This is a genomic window from Candidatus Micropelagos thuwalensis (assembly GCF_000469155.1).
Lineage (GTDB): Bacteria > Pseudomonadota > Alphaproteobacteria > RS24 > RS24 > Micropelagius > Micropelagius thuwalensis.
The window spans coordinates 552,580-575,628 of record NZ_AWXE01000001.1 but is presented as its reverse complement, the minus strand read 5'-3'; the positions used below and the strand labels follow the sequence as shown (position 1 = coordinate 575,628).

Annotated in this window: 18 protein-coding genes and 1 tRNA gene; 14 read left to right on the top strand and 5 right to left on the bottom strand. The window is 45.3% G+C overall.

What is annotated here, in order from left to right:
* Nucleotides 1-7: 7 nt before the first annotated feature.
* The 3 genes from greA to carA form a co-directional block, all read right to left on the bottom strand.
* Nucleotides 8-481, bottom strand: a complete 474-nt coding sequence (greA, locus tag RS24_RS02765) for a transcription elongation factor GreA (protein ID WP_021776657.1) — start codon at nt 479-481, stop codon at nt 8-10.
* Between the two features lie 96 nt (nt 482-577).
* Nucleotides 578-3,814 (bottom strand): carbamoyl-phosphate synthase large subunit, encoded by a 3,237-nt coding sequence (carB, locus tag RS24_RS02760; protein WP_021776656.1) that lies wholly within the window; start codon nt 3,812-3,814, stop codon nt 578-580.
* Between the two features lie 2 nt (nt 3,815-3,816).
* Nucleotides 3,817-4,974 carry a glutamine-hydrolyzing carbamoyl-phosphate synthase small subunit gene (gene carA / locus RS24_RS02755; RefSeq protein ID WP_021776655.1) on the bottom strand — a complete coding sequence of 386 codons (1,158 nt, stop codon included), beginning with the start codon at nt 4,972-4,974 and terminating at the stop codon, nt 3,817-3,819.
* Nucleotides 4,975-5,456: 482 nt separating this feature from the next.
* Here carA and RS24_RS02745 point away from each other — a divergent pair, with 482 nt between their 5' ends.
* The 8 genes from RS24_RS02745 to ettA all read left to right on the top strand — a co-directional run bounded on the left by RS24_RS02745 (nt 5,457) and on the right by ettA (nt 13,148).
* Nucleotides 5,457-5,909 (top strand): GatB/YqeY domain-containing protein, encoded by a 453-nt coding sequence (locus tag RS24_RS02745; protein ID WP_021776653.1) that lies wholly within the window; start codon nt 5,457-5,459, stop codon nt 5,907-5,909.
* Nucleotides 5,910-5,996: 87 nt separating this feature from the next.
* Complete coding sequence (gene dnaG, locus RS24_RS02740; protein WP_021776652.1) at nt 5,997-7,865, top strand: DNA primase; 1,869 nt, start codon at nt 5,997-5,999, stop codon at nt 7,863-7,865.
* Nucleotides 7,866-7,895: 30 nt separating this feature from the next.
* Complete coding sequence (gene rpoD / locus RS24_RS02735) at nt 7,896-9,851, top strand: RNA polymerase sigma factor RpoD (protein ID WP_021776651.1); 1,956 nt, start codon at nt 7,896-7,898, stop codon at nt 9,849-9,851.
* Nucleotides 9,852-9,928: 77 nt separating this feature from the next.
* Entirely contained in the window at nt 9,929-10,264 is a 336-nt protein-coding gene (gene panD / locus RS24_RS02730) for an aspartate 1-decarboxylase (protein WP_021776650.1), read from the top strand.
* A gap of 35 nt (nt 10,265-10,299) precedes the next feature.
* Nucleotides 10,300-10,376 (top strand) — tRNA-Ile (locus RS24_RS02725).
* 32 nt (nt 10,377-10,408) lie between these two features.
* The gene (locus tag RS24_RS02720) at nt 10,409-10,999 is read left to right on the top strand and encodes a 1-acyl-sn-glycerol-3-phosphate acyltransferase (RefSeq protein ID WP_021776649.1); all 591 of its coding nucleotides are present in this window, start codon (nt 10,409-10,411) and stop codon (nt 10,997-10,999) included.
* Nucleotides 11,000-11,065: 66 nt separating this feature from the next.
* Nucleotides 11,066-11,491 (top strand): MAPEG family protein, encoded by a 426-nt coding sequence (locus tag RS24_RS02715; protein ID WP_021776648.1) that lies wholly within the window; start codon nt 11,066-11,068, stop codon nt 11,489-11,491.
* A gap of 1 nt (nt 11,492) precedes the next feature.
* The gene (ettA, locus tag RS24_RS02710) at nt 11,493-13,148 is read left to right on the top strand and encodes an energy-dependent translational throttle protein EttA (protein WP_021776647.1); all 1,656 of its coding nucleotides are present in this window, start codon (nt 11,493-11,495) and stop codon (nt 13,146-13,148) included.
* On the opposite strand, the gene RS24_RS02705 is transcribed toward ettA, so the two are convergent.
* Nucleotides 13,138-13,749, bottom strand: a complete 612-nt coding sequence (locus tag RS24_RS02705) for an MlaC/ttg2D family ABC transporter substrate-binding protein (RefSeq protein WP_021776646.1) — start codon at nt 13,747-13,749, stop codon at nt 13,138-13,140. The two genes, ettA and RS24_RS02705, sit on opposite strands and share 11 nt — an antisense overlap.
* 27 nt (nt 13,750-13,776) lie before the next feature.
* Nucleotides 13,777-14,505 carry an MlaA family lipoprotein gene (locus RS24_RS02700; protein WP_038300446.1) on the bottom strand — a complete coding sequence of 243 codons (729 nt, stop codon included), beginning with the start codon at nt 14,503-14,505 and terminating at the stop codon, nt 13,777-13,779.
* 156 nt (nt 14,506-14,661) lie between these two features.
* On the opposite strand from RS24_RS02700, the gene RS24_RS02695 reads away from it, so the two are divergent.
* From RS24_RS02695 to gor, 6 genes are read left to right on the top strand one after another with little or no spacing between them, the layout of a single operon-like run.
* Nucleotides 14,662-15,678 carry an ArsR/SmtB family transcription factor gene (locus tag RS24_RS02695; RefSeq protein WP_021776644.1) on the top strand — a complete coding sequence of 339 codons (1,017 nt, stop codon included), beginning with the start codon at nt 14,662-14,664 and terminating at the stop codon, nt 15,676-15,678.
* Nucleotides 15,679-15,683: 5 nt separating this feature from the next.
* Nucleotides 15,684-16,526, top strand: a complete 843-nt coding sequence (gene metF / locus RS24_RS02690) for a methylenetetrahydrofolate reductase [NAD(P)H] (protein WP_239642385.1) — start codon at nt 15,684-15,686, stop codon at nt 16,524-16,526.
* Entirely contained in the window at nt 16,523-20,236 is a 3,714-nt protein-coding gene (gene metH / locus RS24_RS02685; RefSeq protein ID WP_021776642.1) for a methionine synthase, read from the top strand. The genes metF and metH overlap by 4 nt, the downstream gene beginning before the upstream one ends.
* 52 nt (nt 20,237-20,288) lie before the next feature.
* The gene (locus RS24_RS02680) at nt 20,289-20,996 is read left to right on the top strand and encodes a TerB family tellurite resistance protein (protein WP_021776641.1); all 708 of its coding nucleotides are present in this window, start codon (nt 20,289-20,291) and stop codon (nt 20,994-20,996) included.
* Nucleotides 20,989-21,684 (top strand): ribose-5-phosphate isomerase RpiA, encoded by a 696-nt coding sequence (rpiA, locus tag RS24_RS02675; RefSeq protein WP_021776640.1) that lies wholly within the window; start codon nt 20,989-20,991, stop codon nt 21,682-21,684. The genes RS24_RS02680 and rpiA overlap by 8 nt, the downstream gene beginning before the upstream one ends.
* Nucleotides 21,681-23,030: a glutathione-disulfide reductase gene (gene gor / locus RS24_RS02670; RefSeq protein ID WP_021776639.1), complete on the top strand. Its 1,350-nt coding sequence runs from the start codon at nt 21,681-21,683 to the stop codon at nt 23,028-23,030. The genes rpiA and gor overlap by 4 nt, the downstream gene beginning before the upstream one ends.
* The last annotated feature ends 19 nt before the right edge of the window (nt 23,031-23,049 follow it).

Here is a 23,049-nt window from a genome sequence, read left to right as displayed (position 1 = left end):
AAAGGGGCTAGATAAATTTAACGTCGAGAATTTCGTAGAATTTACTTCCGCCGGGTGTTCTTACTTCAACGCTATCACCGACTTCCTTGCCAATGAGACCGCGCGCAATTGGTGACGAAATTGAAATGCGGCCCTCTTCCACATTTGCTTCATAATCTCCAACAATCTGATAAGTCATTTCCTCGTCAGTATCCTCATCGACAAGGCTGACTGTGGCCCCAAATTTGACGTTATCCCCCGACAGAGAACTGATATCGATGATTTCGGCACGGTTCAGCATATCTTCCAGTTCAAGAATACGGCCTTCATTATGGCTTTGCTGTTCCTTTGCAGCGTGATATTCGGCATTTTCAGATAAATCACCATGCTCACGCGCTTCGGCTATGGCCTTGATGATGCGCTGGCGTTCAGGACCCTTGAGAAATTTAATTTCCTCATCAAGTTTTTGATAGCTTCCATCTGTCATTGGCACTTTTTCCATGACTCAGACCCTTTTCATCAAAACGGAAAGCCAAAATACCTTCCGCATACACTCTAAACCTAATGTTCGGACATAAAGCCCGTTTAGGTCAACTCTTTATGTGATATTGGCGGTGTAATCCTGCAAGCTTCGGACATTAAGCGGGCCAGCGCGAACAGCTTTAATCCCTGAAATTGCCGCTTCAGCGGCTGCAATAGTTGTGAAATAGGGAATTTTCATCTCAAGTGCCGTTCGTCTGATAGATTTACTATCCGCCAATGATTGTTCACCTTCCGTGGTGTTGATGACTAACTCGACAGTGGCGTCCTTCATGGCGTCAACAATATGCGGTCGACCTTCCAGCACTTTGTTCACCTGTGTAACACTAAGGCCGTTTTCTTCTAATAATTTACAGGTACCGGAAGTTGCCAGTATCTTAAACCCAAGTTCAAGTAGTTCTGCGGCGAGAGAAACAATTTTGTTTTTATCGTCATTTCTGACCGAGATAAATGCTGTTCCTTCAACAGGGAGAACTGTACCGCCACCGATCTGGCTTTTGGCAAAAGCGGTAGCAAAATTCGTATCCAGCCCCATTACTTCACCCGTTGAGCGCATTTCCGGCCCAAGTATTGTATCAACGCCAGGGAAACGTCCAAATGGGAAGACCGCTTCTTTCACAGCTATATGCTCAAAGTTGGGGGCAGCCAGACTAAAATCTGAGAGTTTCTTACCAGCCATGATTTTTGCGGCGATGCGGGCAATTGGCTGACCCAAGACTTTTGCCACAAATGGTACCGTCCGACTGGCGCGCGGATTGACCTCAATCACATAAATTACGTTGTCTTTGACGGCAAACTGAACATTCATCAAGCCGATAACGTTCAGAGCCAAAGCCATTTCTGTTGCTTGGCGTCCCAATTCTTGAATAATTTCCGCTGGGAGAGAATGTGGTGGCATTGAGCAGGCGCTATCACCTGAATGAACCCCTGCTTCTTCGATATGTTCAAGGATACCTGCTACATAGACATCCCCACCGTCGCACAGCACGTCAACATCGACTTCGGAAGCATCACGCAAATAACCGTCAATAAGCACTGGGCTGTCTCCAGAGACAACCACGGCTTCGCGCATGTATCTTTCGAGTTGTTCTTCGGTATGAACAATCTCCATCGCCCGCCCACCAAGTACATAAGACGGGCGAATAACGACAGGGAAGCCAATTTGCTGCACAATTTCATACGCCTGTGTTGCGCTGCGGGCAATACCGTTTGGTGGTTGTTTAAGCGATAAGCGATCCAGTAAATCTTTAAATCTGTCTCGGTCTTCCGCCAAATCAATCGCATCCGGCGATGTACCGAGTATCGGGATGTTGTTTTCTTCAAGTGCTTGCGAGAGTTTTAGTGGGGTTTGCCCCCCAAATTGCACAATGACACCTGCTAATTCACCTTGAGATTGCTCACAATGAAGAATTTCCAAAACATCCTCTTCAGTGAGTGGCTCGAAATACAAACGGTCAGAGGTGTCATAATCGGTGGAAACTGTCTCAGGGTTGCAATTGACCATGATGCTTTCAATCTCGATATCACCCATGGCATAAGCCGCATGGCAACAACAATAGTCAAACTCGATGCCCTGACCAATTCGGTTTGGGCCACCGCCCAGAATAACCGCCTTCTCTCGCGAAGATGGTTCGGCTTCATTCTGATTGCCGAATGGGGAGATGGTTTCATAGCTTGAATAGAGATAGGGAGTCTGGGCGGCAAATTCAGCCGCACAAGTGTCAATACGTCTGAAGTTTGGTCTCAAACCCAGTGCTTGTCTGGCTTGACGAACATCACTTTCGCTTTTGCCAATCAGTTCGGCTAGGCGGCGGTCTGACAATCCCAACTTTTTGATGGCGCGGAAATTGTCTATATCATCTGGGAGACCGAATTCTCTGATTTTGGCTTCCATATCTATAATGTTTTTAAGTCGCGCCACAAACCAAGGGTTAAAGCCGGAGAGTGTGCAGATTTCTTCCTCGCTCATACCCGCGCGAAGAGCATCTGCAATATGAAGTAACCTATCCGGTGTTGGTGTTTTCAGGGCGGCATGCAACTGGTCGGTTGTCGCGTCAATGAGCCTCTCGTTTAATCCTGTGAGACCTGTTTCAAGAGAGCGCAAGGCCTTTTGCAGGGATTCTTCGAAACATCTTCCGATTGCCATGCTTTCACCGACTGACTTCATGGCGGTGGTAAGAACAGGTTCGGAGCCAGGAAATTTCTCAAATGCAAAGCGCGGAATTTTGGTTACGACATAGTCAATTGTTGGTTCAAAACTTGCCGGGGTAACGCCGGTAATGTCATTTCTTAATTCATCCAGCGTATAGCCAACAGCGAGCTTTGCGGCGACTTTTGCAATTGGAAAGCCCGTGGCTTTAGAGGCGAGCGCTGATGAACGCGAAACGCGCGGGTTCATTTCGATAATTATTAATCGCCCATCTACTGGATTAACCGCAAATTGCACATTTGAACCACCGGTTTCAACACCGATTTCCCGCAACACGGCAATCGAGGCGTTGCGCATGATTTGGTATTCTCTATCGGTCAATGTCAGGGCAGGCGCAACTGTGATGCTGTCCCCAGTATGAACACCCATCGGGTCAACATTTTCAATGGAACAAATAATGATGCAATTATCCGCCCTGTCGCGCACAACTTCCATCTCATATTCTTTCCAGCCGATAATGCTTTCTTCAATTAAGACTTCTGTGACGGGAGAGGCTTCAAGTCCTTGTTCGACAATTTGGACAAACTCTTCGCGGTTATAAGCAACTCCGCCGCCGGTTCCACCCATGGTGAAAGAAGGACGGATAATGGTTGGTAAGCCAACAAATTCAATATTTTTAAGGGCTTCTTCAACCGACTTTACAACTTTTGAGCGCGGACTTTCTAACCCGATTTTTTCCATTGCCTCACGGAACAAAAGCCTATCCTCGGCTTTGTTGATGGCTTCCAAATCCGCGCCGATAAGTTGCACATTATGTTTTTCCAATACGCCAAGCTCAGCGAGGGCAATGGCTGTGTTCAAAGCAGTCTGACCGCCCATTGTCGGCAAAAGCGCATCCGGTTTTTCAATTTCTATAATCCGTGTCACCATATCGGGTGTGATGGGCTCTATGTAAGTTGCGTCCGCTAACTCAGGGTCGGTCATAATGGTGGCAGGATTAGAGTTAATCAGAATGACGCGATAGCCTTCTTCTTTGAGGGCCTTACAGGCTTGTGTGCCAGAATAATCGAATTCGCATGCCTGTCCGATGACAATTGGTCCTGCGCCTATCATGAGAATAGATTTTATGTCGGTCCGTTTCGGCATTCTCAATTCCCCATAGCCGTAACGAAACGGTCAAAAATATAATGGCTATCCTGTGGGCCTGGCGAAGCTTCAGGATGATACTGAACAGAGAAAACCGGCTTATCCTTAAGTGAGATACCGCAATTTGTGCCGTCAAAAAGGCTTATATGGGTTTCAACAACATTGTCAGGCAGGCTATCTCGATTGACTGTAAAGCCATGGTTCATTGAGGTGATTTCAACTTTGTCCGTGGTGAGGTCTTTGACGGGGTGATTGGCGCCATGATGACCTTGCAGCATTTTCTCGGTTTTGGCTCCTAGCGCGAGCGCAAGCATTTGGTGTCCGAGGCAGATGCCAAATATCGGTTTGCCGCTGGCGACAAGTTTCTGAATTTCCGGTACAGCATAGTTGCCTGTGGCGGCAGGGTCGCCGGGGCCATTGGATAGAAAAATGCCGTCAGGGTTATGGGCTAGTACATCTTCGGCGGGGCTATTTCCGGGTAATACGGTAACCCGACAGCCTGCAGATGACAGGCAGCGCAAAATATTTTTCTTGAGACCGTAATCAAGAGCAACAACATGCTTTGATGTGTCGGTTGTGACGAAACCATCACCCCAACGCCAACGGCCTTGATTATTTTCATAGCTCGTTTTTGTGGAAACATTGATAGCCAAATCCAGACCTTCTAGACCACAGAACTCTTTTGCCTGAGCCTGCAATGCTGCCATATCAAAATTGCCATCAGTGGCATGGGCGATAACGGCATTGAACATTCCGTTTTCGCGGATGTGACTTGTTAATGACCGCGTATCGACTCCGCTTAACCCGATAAGATTCCGCGCGGTTAGCCAGTCATTAAGATGCGATGCACTTCTATAATTTGCTGGCAAAGTGATATCTTCTCGGATAATCAGCCCTAGAGCAGCATCTTCATTATTTTTATTGGTGATTTCAGTGTCGTCGCGATTGGTGCCGACATTCCCAATATGAGGGAAAGTGTAAGTCACAATCTGTCCAGAATAGGAGGGGTCAGTAAGAATTTCTTGATAGCCGGTAATGGCCGTGTTGAAGCATACCTCGCCTGCAACTGAGCCCACTGCACCAATGCCGACTCCAAAAATAGATGTGCCGTCTGGGAGAACAAGAACCCCGGTGGGTTTGCGTGTTTCCCAGCCCGCCATCAGTATGTGTCTCCAGTTAATAACACAGGTAAAAAAAGAAAAGGAGAAGTAATAAAAAAGCCGGGATATGTGATTTTCGTTTTTATTGTGGCGGCTTTTATATTTTGCATATTATCCTCGGATAGAGTTTTACGCGGGCTCAAAATTTTGTCTTTTGACTGATAGAACATCAGCCAAATTGACGGGAAATTAATTAAAACATGAAGGCGGGTCAAGGAGGAAATCTTCAAAACCATAAGTAACAGAAAACAAATGTGAATTAAAATTTCCTGTTGTACGCTAAGCATGTTTTTTTTAACTAAAAATTAGTTCAAGAACGTGGCCATTAGACACGATTCTCTCCTTCAGTTCATAAGGCATCCAGCGATACGACAAAAAAGCTTGAGGATAATCGTTGCATGAACACACGCTTTGAAGTATTTTCCGCCAGCTTACAAGCATAATGCTCATGAGCAGGTTTTTTAAAACCATTAAGGTGTTTTATGCGTGATCAAATCAACGAAGCTTTAAAAGAGGCCGTTAAGGCTAAAGACAGCAGGAAAAGCTCAACACTCCGCCTTATCAATGCTGCGATTAAAGACCGGGATATTGCAGCGCGGAGCAGCGATAACACAGAGGGTGTTTCGGATGATGAGATTCTTGAAATCCTCTCCAAAATGGTTAAGCAGCGGGTTGAGTCTGCGGAAACATATAAGCAAGCAAACCGGCAGGAGCTTGTAGATCAAGAACTCGAAGAGATTGAAATCATTAAGATTTTCTTACCGCGTCAACTTGACGAAGACGAGTCACGTGCCGCCGTTGAGAGTGTTATCAATGAATTGCAAGCCAGCGGTCTAAAAGATATGGGTCGTGTTATGGGTGAGTTAAAAGCGCGTTATACCGGCCAGATGGATTTTGGCAAAGTTAGCAGCATTGTGAAAGATTTGCTCGGCTAGAGAGTTTTCCCCAGTTCATGTGCGGGAGAACCATTTCAATGAGAATTTGCTACTGACGTGTCAGGTCTCTGACAGTAAGATAGAAAAATGGCCTATCCGAGAAGCTTCATAGAGGAAATCAAGAATCGCGTTTCCGTCTCGGATATCGTCGGGCAGAAAGTTAAGCTCACCCGGCGCGGACGAGAGTTTGTCGGCCTTAGTCCCTTTAAAAATGAGCGCACACCGTCTTTTACTGTGAATGATGAAAAGCAATTTTATCATTGTTTTTCAACGGGTAAGCATGGGACTGTTTTTGATTTTCTGATGGAGACAGAAGGTTTGGGTTTTCCTGAGGCGGTGGAACGCCTTGCCGCGCGGGCGGGTATTCAGGTCCCCGCTCAAGATCCGCGCATGCAGGAAAAAGAAGAGAAAAATGCCTCTCTGATTGATGTTTGTGAAATGGCTTCCGTGTATTTTAAAACTCGGCTTGGTGGGGCAACAGGTCGTGAGGCATATGAATATCTTGTCAAAAGAGGTTTGGATGACAAGCTTATTCAATCATTTGGTTTAGGTTATGCGCCGGCTGATCGTGTTGGTCTTACGCGGCATTTAAGAGATCAAGGTATTGCTGATAAAGATATCATCGAAGCAGGTTTGGCAGTTCAGCCTGAAGGGCGAAGCGATCTGATTGACCGATTTCGCGATCGAGTGATGTTTCCGATAAAAGACTCGCGTGATCGAATTATTGCATTTGGCGGGCGCGCTTTGGAAGCTTCAGTGCCTGCAAAATATCTGAATTCTCCCGAAACACCGTTGTTTCATAAAGGGCGGGTGTTATACAACTTCGCTAAGGCACGTCAGTCAGCTTTTGACACCAAAACGCTTCTTGTTGTTGAAGGGTATATGGATGTTATCGGCCTTGCACGCGGTGGCTTCAATAATGCTGTTGCTTCACTGGGTACGGCGGTCACCGAAGAGCAAATATCATTACTCTGGCGGTTGGTTGAGGAGCCTGTTCTGTGTCTGGATGGTGATGAGGCAGGGTTACGTGCTGCTTATCGGGTTATTGACCGCGCCTTACCACTCTTAAAACCCGGATATTCCCTGCGTTTCGCTGTTTTACCACAGGGTAAAGACCCGGATGACTTGGTCAGGGAAGGGGGGGCAGAGGCATTTAATAATGTCCTTGAGCGTGCCAATAGTCTGATTGACATGCTCTGGGAACGTGAACTTGCTTATGCGCCTTATGACACACCGGAAAGACGTGCGGCTTTCTCGAATAGGTTACGAAAAGCAGTAAGGCAGATAGAGCATATGGATGTTCGAAAATTCTATGGTGAGGAGATAAAAAAACGCCTGGATGCGCTATTTGATCCTGCCAATCGAAATACGCAAGCAAACGGTGGGCACTCTTATGGTGCAAATTATGCCCGGCAAAAAAGTAGTGGCACATTCTATAAATTTAAATCAGGTGCATCTGCCGAGGCGCGCCGTTCAGCTCTGGTAAGTGGGGCCGTCATGTTACCCCCACGAGAAGCAATGATAATACTCGGCTTTATCCGACATTATAACCAACTTTTGGCGCATCTAAGTCAACTTGAAAAGCTTGATTTTGTTACGGATGATTTAAAATCTCTTCGTGATGCGATTGTTGACGCAATTTCTCACAATGCCCCCCTTGACAGTGGCGGTCTTAAGGGGCATTTGATAGGAATAGGATTTGAAAATCTCATGACGCGGCTGGAGCAATTACCCGATGCGCGTATGTTGGATTTTGTCCGCCCCGAAAGTGATCCTGAAGACGTTGTTTCCGGCTGGCTTGACGCGGTTGAACTGCAGCATAGGTTAATAACATTAACCGCAGAAAAACGCGAAGCTGAAACGGATCTGGCCGCCGATACAACTCAGGAAAACTTTGAACGCTTAATGGCTATTGAAAACGAAATAAGTACCCTAGAAAGCAAAACATTAAACTAGGGTTGGGAAATGTGTGGGGAAGCGATATAAATGAGCGCGAAAGCTAAGAAAAAATCAGAAGAAGCTGAAACAAAAGACTCTTCTGACAGCCCGTTAATTGACTCTGATGTTGCTGTTCGCAAAATGATTAAGTCCGCAACACAGCGAGGCTTTATCACTGCGAGTGAGCGAGACAAAGTGCTGACATTGGATAAATTTACCTCTGAACAAATTGAGGACATCCTGTCTCAGCTTTCAGAGCTAGGCATAAATGTCATTGAAAATGATGATGAACATGATGATGAGGATGAGGATTCAGAGTCCGACAGTCTTGTAGAAAGTCAATCTACAGCCGTTGTTAAATCTACAAAAACCGGAACTGGCGGCGACCGCACGGATGACCCTGTGCGCATGTATTTGCGCGAAATGGGTTCCGTAGAGCTTTTATCTCGTGAAGGTGAAATTGCTATTGCCAAACGGATAGAAGCTGGACGCGAAACAATGATTGCTGGACTGTGTGAAAGTCCGCTGACGTTCCAAGCTATTATCATCTGGCGAGATGAGTTGAATGACGGCAAAGTACTTTTGCGCGATATTATCGATCTTGATGCTACTTTTGCCGGGCCAGATGCTAAGAAAATTGACCGAAGTGCGGAAGGTGCTGCGCCGCCGCCATCTGGAGCGCCGACTGGTGAGGCCGAAGGTGTGCCGAGCGACGATGAGTCCGATGAAGAAAGCAATCTGTCAATCTCTGCAATGGAAAATGAACTGAAGCCGCAAGTACTTGAGACATTTGATGTCATTGCCAGTATCTATCAAAAATTACGCCGAATTCAGGATCGCAAAGTTGAACTGAAATCCGGTAATAAGGAACTTACTAACGCACAATTGAAAAAACTGGAGGAAATGACCTCCGAAGTTATTCAGCATGTAAAAGTGCTTTCGCTCAACAACAGTCGGGTTGAGGCGCTTGTTGAACAACTTTATATGATTAATAAACGGCTTTTGATGCTTGAAAATCAAATCTGGCGCATGGCCGACAAATCTGGTGTCGATCGTGAAGAGTTCCTTAAGCATTATCAAGGTAATGAATATGAATCTGGTTGGACACGACGTGTTTCAAGGTTAACCGGCAAAGGTTGGAAAAATTTCATTACCGATAACCGTGTCGAAGTTAATGCTCATCGCGATGAAATTCAGCAACTTGCAGGGGAGACAGGGCTGGATATTGCAGATTTCCGTCGTATTGTTCGTAAAGTTCAAAAAGGTGAACGCGAAGCGCGTATCGCTAAAAAAGAAATGGTCGAGGCCAATTTACGTCTCGTTATCTCAATTGCCAAAAAATACACCAATCGAGGTCTGCAATTCCTGGATTTGATTCAGGAAGGCAATATCGGCCTGATGAAAGCCGTAGATAAATTTGAATATCGTCGTGGTTACAAGTTTTCAACTTATGCGACATGGTGGATCCGCCAGGCCATTACGCGTTCCATTGCCGACCAGGCACGGACTATCCGTATTCCTGTCCACATGATTGAAACCATTAATAAAATTGTTCGCACATCACGTCAGATGCTTCATGAAATAGGACGGGAGCCAACACCTGAAGAATTATCAGATAAGTTGTCTATGCCTCTTGAAAAGGTTCGTAAGGTTCTCAAAATTGCCAAAGAGCCGATTAGCCTTGAAACACCTATTGGTGATGAAGATGACAGCCATCTTGGTGATTTTATCGAAGACAAGAATGCCATATTGCCGATTGATGCAGCGATTCAAAATAATCTGCGAGAGACGACGACACGGGTTCTTGCTTCTTTAACGCCGCGTGAAGAGCGTGTGCTTCGGATGCGTTTCGGTATCGGAATGAATACAGACCACACTTTGGAGGAAGTTGGACAACAATTCTCCGTAACTCGTGAACGTATTCGCCAGATTGAAGCAAAGGCATTGCGCAAGCTGAAGCACCCATCACGTTCCAGAAAATTACGGAGTTTTCTAGATAGCTAAGGCCAGTGGTGCCTTGACAATTTAGCTCAATCGGCGCAAAAGTGCCCACAACTTTATTGATATTTAGGTGCTGGCAAATGCTGCTCACACTCATGAAATCTAAAATACACCGTGCGCGGGTTACTCAATGTGACATGCACTATGAGGGGTCTATTACAATTGACCGTGACTGGCTGGATGATGTGGACATTCTGCCTTATGAGCAGGTTGATGTTCTGAATATCAATACCGGCGCACGTTTTACCACTTATGCTATTGAAGCTCCGCGTGGGTCTCAGACCATTGGTATTAACGGTGCTGCCGCGAGGCTAGTGCAGCCGGATGATCTGGTAATTATCATTTCCTACATACAACTGGCTCCCGAAGACGCAAAAAGTCATGACCCAAGGGTTTTGACTCTCACGCCGCGCTAGTTTTTTCTGTTTCAAAGTGTTAGATATTTCTCGGAGGGCCTGTAGCTCAGTTGGTTAGAGCGAACCGCTCATAACGGTTTGGTCGCAGGTTCGAGTCCTGCCGGGCCCACCATTCTCCTTAAAATTGTGTAAGTAGGTTAAAGCGTGAAAGTCTCAAAGTTTACAATTTTTGATGTGCCATTTCTCATCCCCATTCTAAGCAGGGGCAGCCGTTTCTTGGGGTCTCTTCTGGGTTGGAGTATTGAAGGTGAATTTCCTGATTATCCTAAAATGATGCTGGCTGCCGTGCCTCACACTAGTAATTGGGATTTTCTGATGTTTATTTACGCGATTTTAACTAAGCGTATTCAGCCGAATGTCATGGGAAAGCACACTCTTTTCTGGTGGCCTTTGAGTGCATTTATGAGTTTCTTCGGAGTTGTCCCGATTGATCGAACAAAAAAGGGGGGAGTGGTTGAGCAGGGCATTGAGTATTTCAATTCTGTCGAGAAAACTATTATGCTTGTTACGCCAGAGGGAACGCGTTCTTATCGTAAGGAATGGAAGTCTGGCTTCTATCATATTGCCTGGGGGGCAAAGGTTCCGCTGATTTTATGTAAAGTTAATTTTAAAACACGGACTATTTTTATCGGAGAAGAATTTGCTATGACTGGTGATTTCGACAAGGATATTATCGGGATAAAAGAATATTTTAAAGACTGCGTTCCGCTGATAGCTGAAAATTTTGGTATTTAGCTCTTTTCAATAGGCGTCTCATGAGCCAAGCTGACCGCATAAATTGATGTAACTTCGGAGGGGAATATGGAAATCAGTACAGCACTACTTCAACCTGTTATTGTTTTGGGCCTATGGTCTGTTGTGATGATGGTCGTCACGATTTCTGCGCGTGTAAGGTATATGTCCAATCTGGATATTGCGCCGGAAGAAGCCAAGCATACATCCGATGTTGCTCCCAAACTGCCGAGCAATATTCGTCAAATTGGTGATAATTATAACCATCTGCACGAGCAGCCCACAGTGTTTTATGCTGTTGCTATTGCCATAGCGCTTTCTGGTCATGGTGAGGGTATTCAGGTTCAATTGGCTTGGGCTTATGTTATTCTGCGGATAATTCACAGTCTTATTCAATCCATCTATAACAATGTCATGCACAGATTCATTGTCTTTTTCATTTCTGGCATTCTTATCGGTGCTATGGCGACAATTGAAATTTTAAACTGGATCTAAAATGGCTTCATACCAATATGTCTATGTTATGGACCAGTTGTCCAAAACCTATCCCGGTGGGAAACAGGTTTTAAAGGACATCAGGCTTTCCTTCTTTCCAGGTGCTAAAATCGGGGTTGTTGGGGTCAATGGCTCAGGTAAATCTACCCTGCTTAAAATCATGGCAGGTTTAGACTCTGAATATTCAGGCGAAGCATGGGCGGCTGAAGGCGCAAAGGTTGGATACCTTGAGCAAGAACCTCAGTTGAATCCATCCAAAGATGTTTTGGGCAATGTCATGGAAGGTGTTGCTGAAAAGCTCGAGAAAGTTGAGCGTTACAACGAACTGGCTATGAATTATTCGGACGAGACCGCCGATGAAATGGCTTCTTTGCAGGATGAGTTGGACAGCCAGAATCTCTGGGATTTAGACAGTCAGGTTGAACAAGCTATGGATGCCTTGCGCTGTCCACCATCTGATGCTTCGGTGGATAATCTGTCCGGTGGTGAAAAGCGTCGTGTGGCACTGTGTAAGCTTTTATTGTCAAAACCGGATATGCTTCTGCTTGATGAGCCAACCAACCACCTCGATGCTGAGACCGTTGCATGGTTACAGCATTACCTTTCAGATTACGCCGGCACGGTTGTTCTTGTAACGCACGATAGATATTTTCTGGATCAGGTCACAGGCTGGATACTGGAGTTGGACCGTGGTTCCGGCTTCCCATATGAAGGAAATTACTCCTCTTGGCTCGAGCAAAAACATAAAAGACTTGAGCAAGAGGCTAGAGAAGATGCAAGTCGCCAGAGAACCTTGTCGAGAGAACTTGAGTGGATTCAAGCCTCACCAAAAGCGCGGCAAGCCAAGAGCAAGGCTAGAATCTCGGCCTATGAGGATTTGGTTAATCAGAAGGAACGCGAAGAAGTTGGTCGCGCACAAATTTCTATTCCTGCCGGCCCACGCCTTGGCGGTGTTGTTATTGAAGCCGACAATTTGACCAAAGGGTTTGATGAAAAATTATTGATTGATAATTTGTCGTTTCAGCTTCCTCCGGGGGGAATTGTTGGCGTTATTGGGCCAAACGGTGCAGGTAAGACGACATTATTTAAAATGCTGACAGGCGTTGAAAACCCTGATGATGGAAATTTAAAAGTCGGGGAAACAGTTGTTATGGGGTATGTCGACCAGAGTCGGGATAATCTTGATGATGGCAAAACTGTCTGGGAAGAGATTTCTGACGGGAATGATATCATTGAGCTGGGTAATGGCGAGGTTAATTCCCGCGCTTATGTCGGGGCATTTAACTTTCGAGGCGGTGACCAGCAGAAAAAAGTGGGTCTGTTATCAGGTGGAGAAAGAAATCGTGTGCATCTAGCAAAGATGCTTCGCTCAGGAGCAAATTTGCTACTGCTCGATGAGCCAACCAATGATCTTGATGTTGAAACCCTTCGCGCACTTGAAGAGGGGTTGGAGGATTTTCCGGGATGTGCGGTTATTATTTCTCACGATCGCTGGTTTTTGGACAGGCTCGCTACGCATATTTTGGCTTTTGAGGGCGACAGCCATGTGGAATGGTTTGAAGGTAGCTACTCAGACTATGAAGTCGATAGAAAAGCCCGTCTTGGGACGGATGCTGAAGTGCCCAAGCGTATAAAATACAAACAATTTAGTCGCTAGTTTTGGTTGACCCTGTTGCTATTTGTTGGCGCAGATTATCTAGCAAGACATCAAAATCTTCATTATTGTTTTTGAGGATAGACAAGAATGTCTCGCGCTGTTCGAGTGCCATCCAGATGCCTAAAACACGTAGATCAAAGAGTGTAATTCTGCCGTCTTTCTCTTGACGCAAGCGCCATACAATCGCAATTGGGTCACTACCATCCTTGAAGCGTAATTCAGTTTCGACAAGATAGTCTTTTTTCTTCTTTTCACTGCCAAGCACAATAATCTGCTGGTCCTCATAAGTACCCAGCCTGTTGGCATAAACTTTCGTAATCATGGTTTCAAAAAGCGATTGAAATTCTTGAAGTTCTGCCGGTGAAAGTTGGCGTCTATATTTGCCGAGTGTAAAGGCCGCAATGCGCTTCAGATTGGCTTTTTCGTTGAGTAATGTTCGGAATGCATCTTCTTTTTCTGTGGTTGAAGTATAGCTGAGAATATCGATTACTCGATTGGAGACATCCATAACAAATGCTTCAGCTTCAGGCGACTTCTCGGCCATTACCGGAGAAAGGGACAGGAAAAATACCGAACATAAGATTATAATTTTTCTAATCATGATAGTTACCTGAACTTGAACTCAGAATTAAAAATCTTCGAAATCGTCAATTTCAGGCAAGGCGTCAATATCCGTTGCCCCATTTGTAATTTCCGACTCTCTGTTTTGCATATATAGGCTTCTGACGGTTGCGTAGTAATCGACAGATGTATTTTCCAACTCCTCTAGCAATTCTAAGGCACCTTCGCGTGCGTGAATACCTGAAATAATCGTTACCCCTAGTCTTATGTCATCTTCATTGTCATTGTTTCCAGCCCAGTAAACTGGATTCATAACTGTGTCACCCGCACGACCAATTAAGTCACGCGGATTGCCGGGGCCGAGTATTGGTAGAAATATGTATGGACCCGAACCAACACCATAAACGGCAAGTGTTTGACCAAAATCTTCTTTCTCTTGTTTGACGCCTAAACCGGTCGCCACATCAAAAATGCCGATGAGACCAATAGTAGAATTTACAGAAAATCTTACCAAAGTATTTCCTGCAGAGTCTATGTTGCCTTGTAATGTCTGGTTTATGAAAGTAACTGGCAAGGACAGATTTGATAGTACATTACCAACTCCCGTCTTGACCGGCTGGGGGAGAACACCATAGACCTGTGCCGTTGGTTTCAGAATAGCTTTGTCCAGCCCTTGATTGACGGCAAACATGGATCTGTTGAAAGATTCAAACGGATCAGATTGATCCGAATTTGAACTGGCACATCCATTAAACAAGATTAAAACTGCTAAGAGATATGGGATTTTCGAATTCATAGAATTACCAATAAAGAATCTAAATTTACGCAGAGTATACATAAAAAATTAATGACAAGAAAGCTGGACAGAATTAATGTTTAGATATAAACATATCTTTATATGATTTGTAAATTTTTTAATAATTTCATATTACAGGTTTTTTAGGGGTTTTAAATGGAAAGCTTACTGTCAGCACTTAAAGCCGCGGGTGAAGAAACGCGTCTGAGACTACTCGCAGTGCTAAATTATGGTGAATTAACCGTTACAGAGCTTACCCATATTTTAGGGCAAAGCCAGCCGCGGATCAGTCGTCACTTAAAACTTCTGACTGAAGCGGGACTTGTGTTACGTTATCCGGAAGGGAGCTGGGTATTTTATCGCCTGTCAGATCAAGGACACTCGGCAGATATCGTTTCTGCTGTTGTTTCCATGTTGCCGGGTGATGATTTAATTCTGCAACGTGATTATGACCGTTTTCTTCAGGTGCAATCCAATCGTTCGGAAAAAGCACAAAATTATTTTTCTTCAAATGCAGAAAACTGGGAAACCCTAAGAAATCTTCATATCGCCGATAGTCAAATCGAATCCAAAATGCTGAAAATGCTTGGTGATAGGGAAATAAACGAGTTTGTCGATTTTGGCACCGGGTCAGGACGTATGCTTGAATTGTTTGGCCCGCGCGCAACAAAAGCTGTTGGTTTTGACTTAAATGCGGAGATGCTGGCTCTTGCGCGTATGCGGCTTGAAGAATTGTCTCTCACAAACTGTCAGGTTCGCCTTGGAGATGTTACTTTGCTTCCATTACAAAGCGCCTCGGCTGATCTTATTATTATCCATCAGCTTCTGCACTTTTTAGATGACCCTGCTGCGGCAATTTCCGAGGCTGCTAGAATCCTTGCACCAAATGGTTTGCTTATGGTTGTTGATTTTGCGCCCCATGAAATAGAAACTTTGCGCGAGCATCATGAACATAGACGTCTCGGATTTTCCCAAGATGAAATACTAAGAATTTTCGATGATGTTGACATTATGTCACAAGACTATGTCCATTTGGATAAGCGAGGGACTAAATTGGGCCCCTCTGACAGCCTCACCGTTACCATTTGGTCTGGTGTTAAAAGTAATATTGCAGTCTTAAACCCAGACACACAAAGCAAACAATTAAGCAAAAAACAGAAAAGAAGCATATGACCTCTATGTCTTTTGAATTTTTTCCGCCCAAATCTGCTGAGACTGAAGCGAAACTTTGGGATGTTGTTAATGAGCTCTCCGTTATCGGGCCTGATTTCGTGTCAATTACCTATGGTGCTGGAGGATCGACACGCGACCGTACGCATAAATGCGTAAAGCACATTGTTACAAAAACGGATTTAAAGCCGGCTGCACATCTCACTTGTGTTGCGGCATCCAAATCTGAAGTAGATGAGGTGATTGAGGATTACGCACATGCAGGCGTTAAGCATATCGTTGCTCTACGCGGCGATATGCCAGATATGGCAGCTTTTAGTCCTCATCCAGATGGGTATAGCGGCTCTGTTGAATTGGTCGAGTCTCTAGCAAAGCGTGGCGGTTTTGATATTACAGTCAGCGCTTATCCTGAAAAGCACCCCGAGTCGGATAATATGCAAACAGATATTGACCTTCTGAAAGCAAAAATTGATGCGGGTGCAACGCGCGCTATTACACAATTTGTTTTTGATACTGAAAAATATTATCGTTTTCGGGACTTATTAGTCGATAACCAAATCAACATTCCGGTTATCCCAGGCATTATGCCAACCACAAATTTTAAAGGTGTGTTGCGGATGTCGGAAGCCTGTGGTGCATCTGTGCCTGAGTGGATGAAAAATAAATTCGACGGGCTGGATGAAGATCTCGAAAGTCGCCGCGCGCTCGCCATCGAAATCGCGACAGATCAATGCCGAGATTTAATTAAAAGCGGTTTTGAAAATTTACATTTTTACACACTCAATCAAGCAACTGTTACAAAAGCCGTTTGTAATGCCCTAAGTTTAGAAAAAGTTGGAGGTCACTCATGAGTTGGGATCGCGCAAAAAGAATTGCGGAACTGCCGCGTCTAACTGAAAAGCGTATCCTAACCCTCGATGGGGCGATGGGGACAATGATTCAACGTCACAAGCCTGATGAAGCAATGTATCGTGGCAGCCGCTTTTCTCAATTTAATATGGACCTCCAAGGTAATAACGATCTTCTGTCTCTGACCCAGCCGGATATGATACGGGAGATTCATGAAGTGTATCTCGACTCAGGTTCCGACATTATTGAAACAAATACTTTTTCTTCAACCAGAATTGCGCAAGCTGACTACGCGCTAGAAGACTACGCCTACGAAATGAATTTTGAGGGTGCAAAACTTGCGCGCCAAGCATGTGATAAATTCGAGGCGACTGACCCATCCCGCCCGAGATATGTGGCGGGTGCTATTGGGCCGACAAACCGAACGGCGTCCATATCACCGGATGTAAATGACCCCGGTATGCGCAATATATATTACGATGAATTGGTTGAAAATTATGTTGAAGCGACGCGCGGACTTATTGAAGGCGGCTCTGATATCATCCTCGTTGAAACAGTTTTTGACACGTTGAATGCAAAAGCGGCTCTTCACGCTGTTCACATTGCATTTGAAGAGACAGGTGTTGAATTGCCCTTGATGGTATCAGGTAGTATTACGGATCGTTCTGGTAGAACTCTGTCAGGTCAGACGACGGAAGCTTTCTGGAATTCAATTAAACACTCTAGGCCTTTCGCTGTCGGGCTAAACTGCGCTTTAGGTGCCGAAGAGATGCGCCCTTATGTTGCTGAATTTTCGCGTATTGCGGACACAAATATTTGTATTTATCCCAATGCGGGTTTGCCGAATGAATTTGGTGAATATGATCAGCTTGCAGAAGAAATGGCTGAAATTGTTGGTGAATTCGCTGAGTTGGGTTTTGTAAATATTTTAGGTGGTTGTTGCGGGACAACACCTGACCATATCTCTGCGATTTCCGCTGCAGCAGCGCAAAACAAACCACGGCCTATCCCAGAAATTGATAAGCGGCTGCGACTCTCCGGTCTGGAGCCTTTCACCATGACTGATGATATCCGTTTTGTGAATGTTGGAGAGCGAACAAATGTCACCGGTTCAGCAAAGTTTAGGAAACTCATCACTGAGGGTGATTATGAAACGGCTTTAGAAGTGGCGCGTCAACAGGTTGAGAATGGCGCTCAGATTATTGATGTGAATATGGATGAAGGCATGCTCGACAGTGAAGCGGCTATGACCAAATTCTTGAACCTTGCGGCAACCGAACCTGATATCGCACGTGTGCCAATTATGATTGATAGTTCCAAATGGTCAGTTATTGAGGCTGGCTTGAAATGCGTTCAGGGCAAGGCTGTTGTGAATTCTATTTCGCTTAAAGAAGGTGAAGAGGAGTTTTTGAGTCACGCAAAACTGTGTTTGCGCTATGGGGCCGCCGTTATTGTCATGGCCTTTGATGAGCAGGGGCAGGCTGATACGGCTGATAGGAAATTTGAAATTTGTGCGCGTTCTTACCGATTGCTGGTAGATGAAGTTGGCTTCCCTCCTGAAGATATTATTTTTGACCCGAACATCTTTGCTGTCGCCACTGGCATCGAAGAGCATAATAATTATGCGGTTGATTTTATCGAAGCTACTAAGAGGATCCGTACTGAGCTTCCCGGAGCACATGTTTCGGGAGGGGTGTCAAATATATCCTTTTCGTTCCGTGGCAACGATGCTGTTCGCGAGGCAATGCATTCAGCTTTTCTCTACCATGCTATTCATTCTGGGATGGATATGGGGATTGTGAATGCAGGTCAGCTCGCAATTTACGAAGACATTGATGCAAAATTAAAAGCCGCAGTTGAGGATGTGTTGCTCAATGCGAATGATAACGCTACCGATAACCTATTGAAAATCGCCGAAGAGTATCTTGGTCAAGGCGGCGCCAAGCAAGAAGCCGATCTAAGTTGGCGTGAGACATCTGTCCCGGACAGGCTGATGCATGCCCTCGTTAACGGCATTGGTGATTATATTGAGGAAGACACTGAGCTTGCCCGCCAAAGTTATGACCGTCCGCTTAATGTGATTGAAGGCCCGTTAATGGATGGCATGAATAGGGTTGGGGATTTGTTTGGTGACGGTAAGATGTTTTTGCCTCAAGTGGTCAAATCTGCCCGTGTGATGAAAAAAGCTGTGGCTTATCTTGAACCCTTTATGGATATGGAAAAAGAAGAGGCTCAAAAATCTGGCGCAAATATTCAATCTTCCAGCAAGGGTAAGGTTTTGATGGCTACGGTTAAGGGCGATGTCCATGATATCGGCAAGAATATTGTGGGTGTCGTTTTGCAGTGTAATAATTTTGATGTCATAGACATGGGGGTCATGGTACCTGCAAATGATATTATCGATCGCGCTGTTGAGGAAAAGGTTGATATTATCGGTCTCTCTGGCTTGATCACGCCTAGCCTTGACGAGATGTGCCATGTCGCTTCTGAGATGGAGCGTCGTGGTCTCAATATTCCACTATTGATTGGTGGCGCGACGACCTCAAAAATCCATACAGCCGTGAAGATAAATCCAAATTATGAACGTGGGCAGACCGTTTATGTGACTGATGCCAGCCGCGCAGTAGGTGTTGCCAGCCGTCTTTTGTCAGACGAAACTGCAGAAGATTATCGCAAGGAAATTCGGTCTGATTATGAGAAAATGGCAGAGAACCATGCGCGCGGACGTAATGAAGATAAACGTTGTCCGATTGAGCAGGCACGGGAGAATGCCTTTAAGAACGATGATGTGAAGCCAGTCAAACCGTCATTTCTTGGGACGAAGGTGTTTGAGGATTATAATCTAGCTGAATTGCGCGACTATATTGATTGGACGCCTTTCTTCCAAAGTTGGGACTTACACGGGCGTTATCCTGCCATATTGTCGGATAATGTTGTTGGGGAAGCGGCAAAAAATCTCTTTAAAGATGCTAATGATATGCTCGATAAAATGGTCGAAGAGAAATGGGTAACGGCAAAGGCTGTAATCGGTTTTTGGCCTGCGGCACGTGACGGCGATGACATCATCGTCTATGAAGATGATACCCGAAACGCTGAATTGGCAAGGTTGCATACTTTACGTCAACAAATGCTGCGTACAAATAATCGTCCGAATTTTGCTCTGGCGGATTATATCCAGCCAATCGGCGGCAAGCCGGATTATATTGGCGGCTTTGCTGTTACGTCAGGCCATGGTGAAGACGAGGTCGCTAAAAAATTTGAAGCAGATGGAGATGATTATAGCTCCATCATGTCGAAAGCTCTTGCAGATAGGTTGGCGGAAGCGTTTGCCGAACGCATGCATCAGCTGGTGCGTACAGAATTTTGGGGGTATGAACCTGACGAGGCGTTAGATAATGATGCACTTATTAATGAAGAGTTTAAGGGTATTCGACCGGCTCCGGGTTATCCGGCGCAGCCAGATCATACCGAGAAGGGCACTTTATTTAAGTTGCTGGATGCCGAGACTGCTATCGGGCTATCGCTGACGGAAAGCTTTGCTATGTGGCCCGGGGCTTCTGTATCTGGGCTTTATTTCAGTCACCCTGATAGTGCTTATTTTGGAGTTGGTAAAATAAACAGCGATCAAGTTGTTGATTATGCCGAGAGAAAAGGCATGACGCTCGAAATCTGTGAAAAGTGGATGGCGCCGATACTTTCTTATAAATCCTGAACCTCAAGGTCTTATGCCTGACTCATCTTACGAAAGCTGATAATCTTCTGTCATGTCGATATGGGGAAAATTTGCGGGTGCTGTTGTTGGGGCTTATTTTGGCGGTCCTTTAGGGGCTGTGGCTGGTACTGTTGCCGGTCATTATGCCTTTGACCGTGAGCTGGATAAAGAGGTTGCTTTCACAATCGCGCTCATTGCTTTATCGGCCAAAATGGCAAAGGCAGATGGTATTGTTTCCCCTGTTGAAGTGGATGCTTTTTACCGCATTTGCCGTGTTCCTGAAGGTGAGCAACGCAATGTTGCTCGCGTCTATAAGTTGGCTCAAGAAGATATTGCTGGTTTCGAAGCTTATGCGCGTCAGGTGGCTGAAATATTTGCTGACCGCCCTAAAGTTTGTGAAGATGTTTTAGATGCGCTTTTTTATATTGCCTATGCGGATGGCACACTCAATCATGCAGAAGAAGTATTCCTTAGGCGCGTGGCAGAAAATTTTGCTCTTAGCGAGGCAGACTTTTCGCGTATTCATGCCAGACATAATCCTAATGTTTTTGATCCATTTGCCGTTCTTGGTATTGACCCAAACGCTTCTTTTGATGCCGCGCGATCAGCGTGGTTAAAGGCCTCGCGCGAAAACCATCCTGATCAGTTGCAAGCCCGTGGTGTACCAGTGGAGATTCTGCACTTGGCGAATGACCGAATGGCGATTATTAACAGTGCATGGGAAATGATCAGAAAAGAACAGTTTAATAAAGATGTCTAAGAGCGATGACTTAAAAAAACAGGCGGCCCTTCGCGCTTTGGAGCTTGTTGTCTCTGGCATGAGGCTAGGCCTTGGCACTGGGTCTACGGCTAAGCATTTTGTTGCCGGTCTTGGTGAAAAATGTGCGGCAGGGTTAGATGTAAAATGTGTGCCGACCTCCGAAGAAACGCGTAAGCAAGCTGAAGGTTTAAATATCCCACTTTCAAACCTTGATGAACTCGGCGGGCTAGATTTGACTGTGGATGGTGCAGATGAAATGGATGCAGGTCTGACGCTTATCAAGGGAGGCGGGGCGGCATTGCTTAGAGAGAAAATTGTAGCTGCGGCCTCAACCCGGATGATTGTTATTGCAGATGAAAGCAAGCTAACTGAACGTCTTGGCGCCTTCCCCTTGCCTGTGGAAGTTAACCCTTTTGCACATGAAACAACAGCACAGATGATTTGCGAAGCAATTAGCACCAATGGCTTGTCCGGCGATGTAACTTTGCGTGGTGATGATAATCCAATCATGACCGATGGCGGTCATTATATTTATGACTGTGCTTTAGGGCATATTGAGGATGCGTCTTCTCTATCTGAGGCTTTGCTCAATGTGCCCGGTGTTGTTGAGCATGGTCTTTTTCTCGGTCTAGCGACCGGCGCAATAATAGCATCTGATACCGGCTTAAAAGAGTTTGGTGAGATATGAGTTTTGATTATGACCTGTTTGTGATTGGGGCTGGAAGTGGTGGCGTTCGGGCAGCACGCATGAGTGCATCCCATGGTGCCAAAGTCGCCATTGCTGAGGAATACCGTGTCGGGGGTACTTGCGTCATTAGAGGTTGTGTACCTAAAAAGCTTTTTGTTTACGCTAGTCATTTTGCCGAAGAATTTGAAGATTCCGTCGGTTTTGGTTGGGAGGTAGGTTCACGCTCTTTTGACTGGCCTACGCTCATTGCTAATAAAGACACTGAAATTGATCGCTTAAATAAAATTTACATGCGAAATTTGGAAGCTTCTGGCGTGGAAATATTAAACGGTAGGGCTGTTTTCAAGGATGCACACACAATCTTGGTGGATGGACGTGAAATCACTGCAAATTATATCTTGGTAGCTACAGGCGCCACACCCTTCATGCCCCATATTGAGGGGATTGAACATGCCATTAGTTCCAACGACGCTTTTCATCTTGAGGATTTTCCTTCCGATATCACGATTGTCGGCGGTGGATATATTGCTGTTGAATTTGCCGGTATCTTCAATGGGCTAGGTTCGGATGTTATGCTTGTTTATCGTGGCGAGGAGATATTGCGCGGCTTTGATGGCGATATTCGCACCCATGTTCAAGAAGAAATGATTAAAAAAGGCGTTGATGTTCAAACCGAGAATGATGTGACCTCTATTCAAAAAAATGATGATGGTTTTGAGATCACCTTAAAGGACGGTACGAAAAGGAAAACATCATGTGTTATGTATGCGACGGGTCGGATTCCATATGTCCAAGGATTAGGGCTGGATGTTGTTGGCGTTGAACTCGGCGCAAAAGGGGAAATTAAAGTTGATGCTTATTCCCAAACCTCAGTCGAAAATATTTATGCTGTTGGTGATGTGACTGACCGAAGCCAACTGACGCCTGTCGCGATTAGGGAAGGGGCGGCTTTTGCTGAAACAATCTTCAACAACAACCCGCTTGCTGTTGATTATTCAAATATCCCTACAGCCGTTTTCTCTCAGCCGCCCGTAGGGACTGTCGGTATGACCGAAGAAGAAGCACGCGATGAGATGCTTGAGATTGATATCTACAAATCAGTGTTCCGCCCAATGAAACACACATTATCTGGCCGCGATGAAAAAACACTGATGAAGCTGATTGTCGACCGCAGGACTGAAAAAGTTCTCGGCCTTCATATTGTTGGCCCTGATAGTGGAGAAATGATTCAAGCTTTTGGTATTGCAGTAAAAATGGGCGCTACCAAGTCGCAATTTGATGCGACCGTCGCAGTGCATCCAACAGCTGCAGAAGAGATTGTAACAATGAAACAACCTGTAAGTTAAAAAAGAAAGTTACGTTTCT

Coding starts and splice junctions, on each gene's coding strand:
- greA (WP_021776657.1), bottom strand. CDS start 481: ATGGAAAAAGTGCCAATGACAGATGGAAGCTATCAAAAACTTGATGAG.
- carB (WP_021776656.1), bottom strand. CDS start 3,814: ATGCCGAAACGGACCGACATAAAATCTATTCTCATGATAGGCGCAGGA.
- carA (WP_021776655.1), bottom strand. CDS start 4,974: ATGGCGGGCTGGGAAACACGCAAACCCACCGGGGTTCTTGTTCTCCCA.
- RS24_RS02745 (WP_021776653.1), top strand. CDS start 5,457: ATGCGTGATCAAATCAACGAAGCTTTAAAAGAGGCCGTTAAGGCTAAA.
- dnaG (WP_021776652.1), top strand. CDS start 5,997: ATGGCCTATCCGAGAAGCTTCATAGAGGAAATCAAGAATCGCGTTTCC.
- rpoD (WP_021776651.1), top strand. CDS start 7,896: ATGAGCGCGAAAGCTAAGAAAAAATCAGAAGAAGCTGAAACAAAAGAC.
- panD (WP_021776650.1), top strand. CDS start 9,929: ATGCTGCTCACACTCATGAAATCTAAAATACACCGTGCGCGGGTTACT.
- RS24_RS02715 (WP_021776648.1), top strand. CDS start 11,066: ATGGAAATCAGTACAGCACTACTTCAACCTGTTATTGTTTTGGGCCTA.
- ettA (WP_021776647.1), top strand. CDS start 11,493: ATGGCTTCATACCAATATGTCTATGTTATGGACCAGTTGTCCAAAACC.
- RS24_RS02705 (WP_021776646.1), bottom strand. CDS start 13,749: ATGATTAGAAAAATTATAATCTTATGTTCGGTATTTTTCCTGTCCCTT.
- RS24_RS02700 (WP_038300446.1), bottom strand. CDS start 14,505: ATGAATTCGAAAATCCCATATCTCTTAGCAGTTTTAATCTTGTTTAAT.
- RS24_RS02695 (WP_021776644.1), top strand. CDS start 14,662: ATGGAAAGCTTACTGTCAGCACTTAAAGCCGCGGGTGAAGAAACGCGT.
- metF (WP_239642385.1), top strand. CDS start 15,684: ATGTCTTTTGAATTTTTTCCGCCCAAATCTGCTGAGACTGAAGCGAAA.
- metH (WP_021776642.1), top strand. CDS start 16,523: ATGAGTTGGGATCGCGCAAAAAGAATTGCGGAACTGCCGCGTCTAACT.
- RS24_RS02680 (WP_021776641.1), top strand. CDS start 20,289: ATGTCGATATGGGGAAAATTTGCGGGTGCTGTTGTTGGGGCTTATTTT.
- rpiA (WP_021776640.1), top strand. CDS start 20,989: ATGTCTAAGAGCGATGACTTAAAAAAACAGGCGGCCCTTCGCGCTTTG.
- gor (WP_021776639.1), top strand. CDS start 21,681: ATGAGTTTTGATTATGACCTGTTTGTGATTGGGGCTGGAAGTGGTGGC.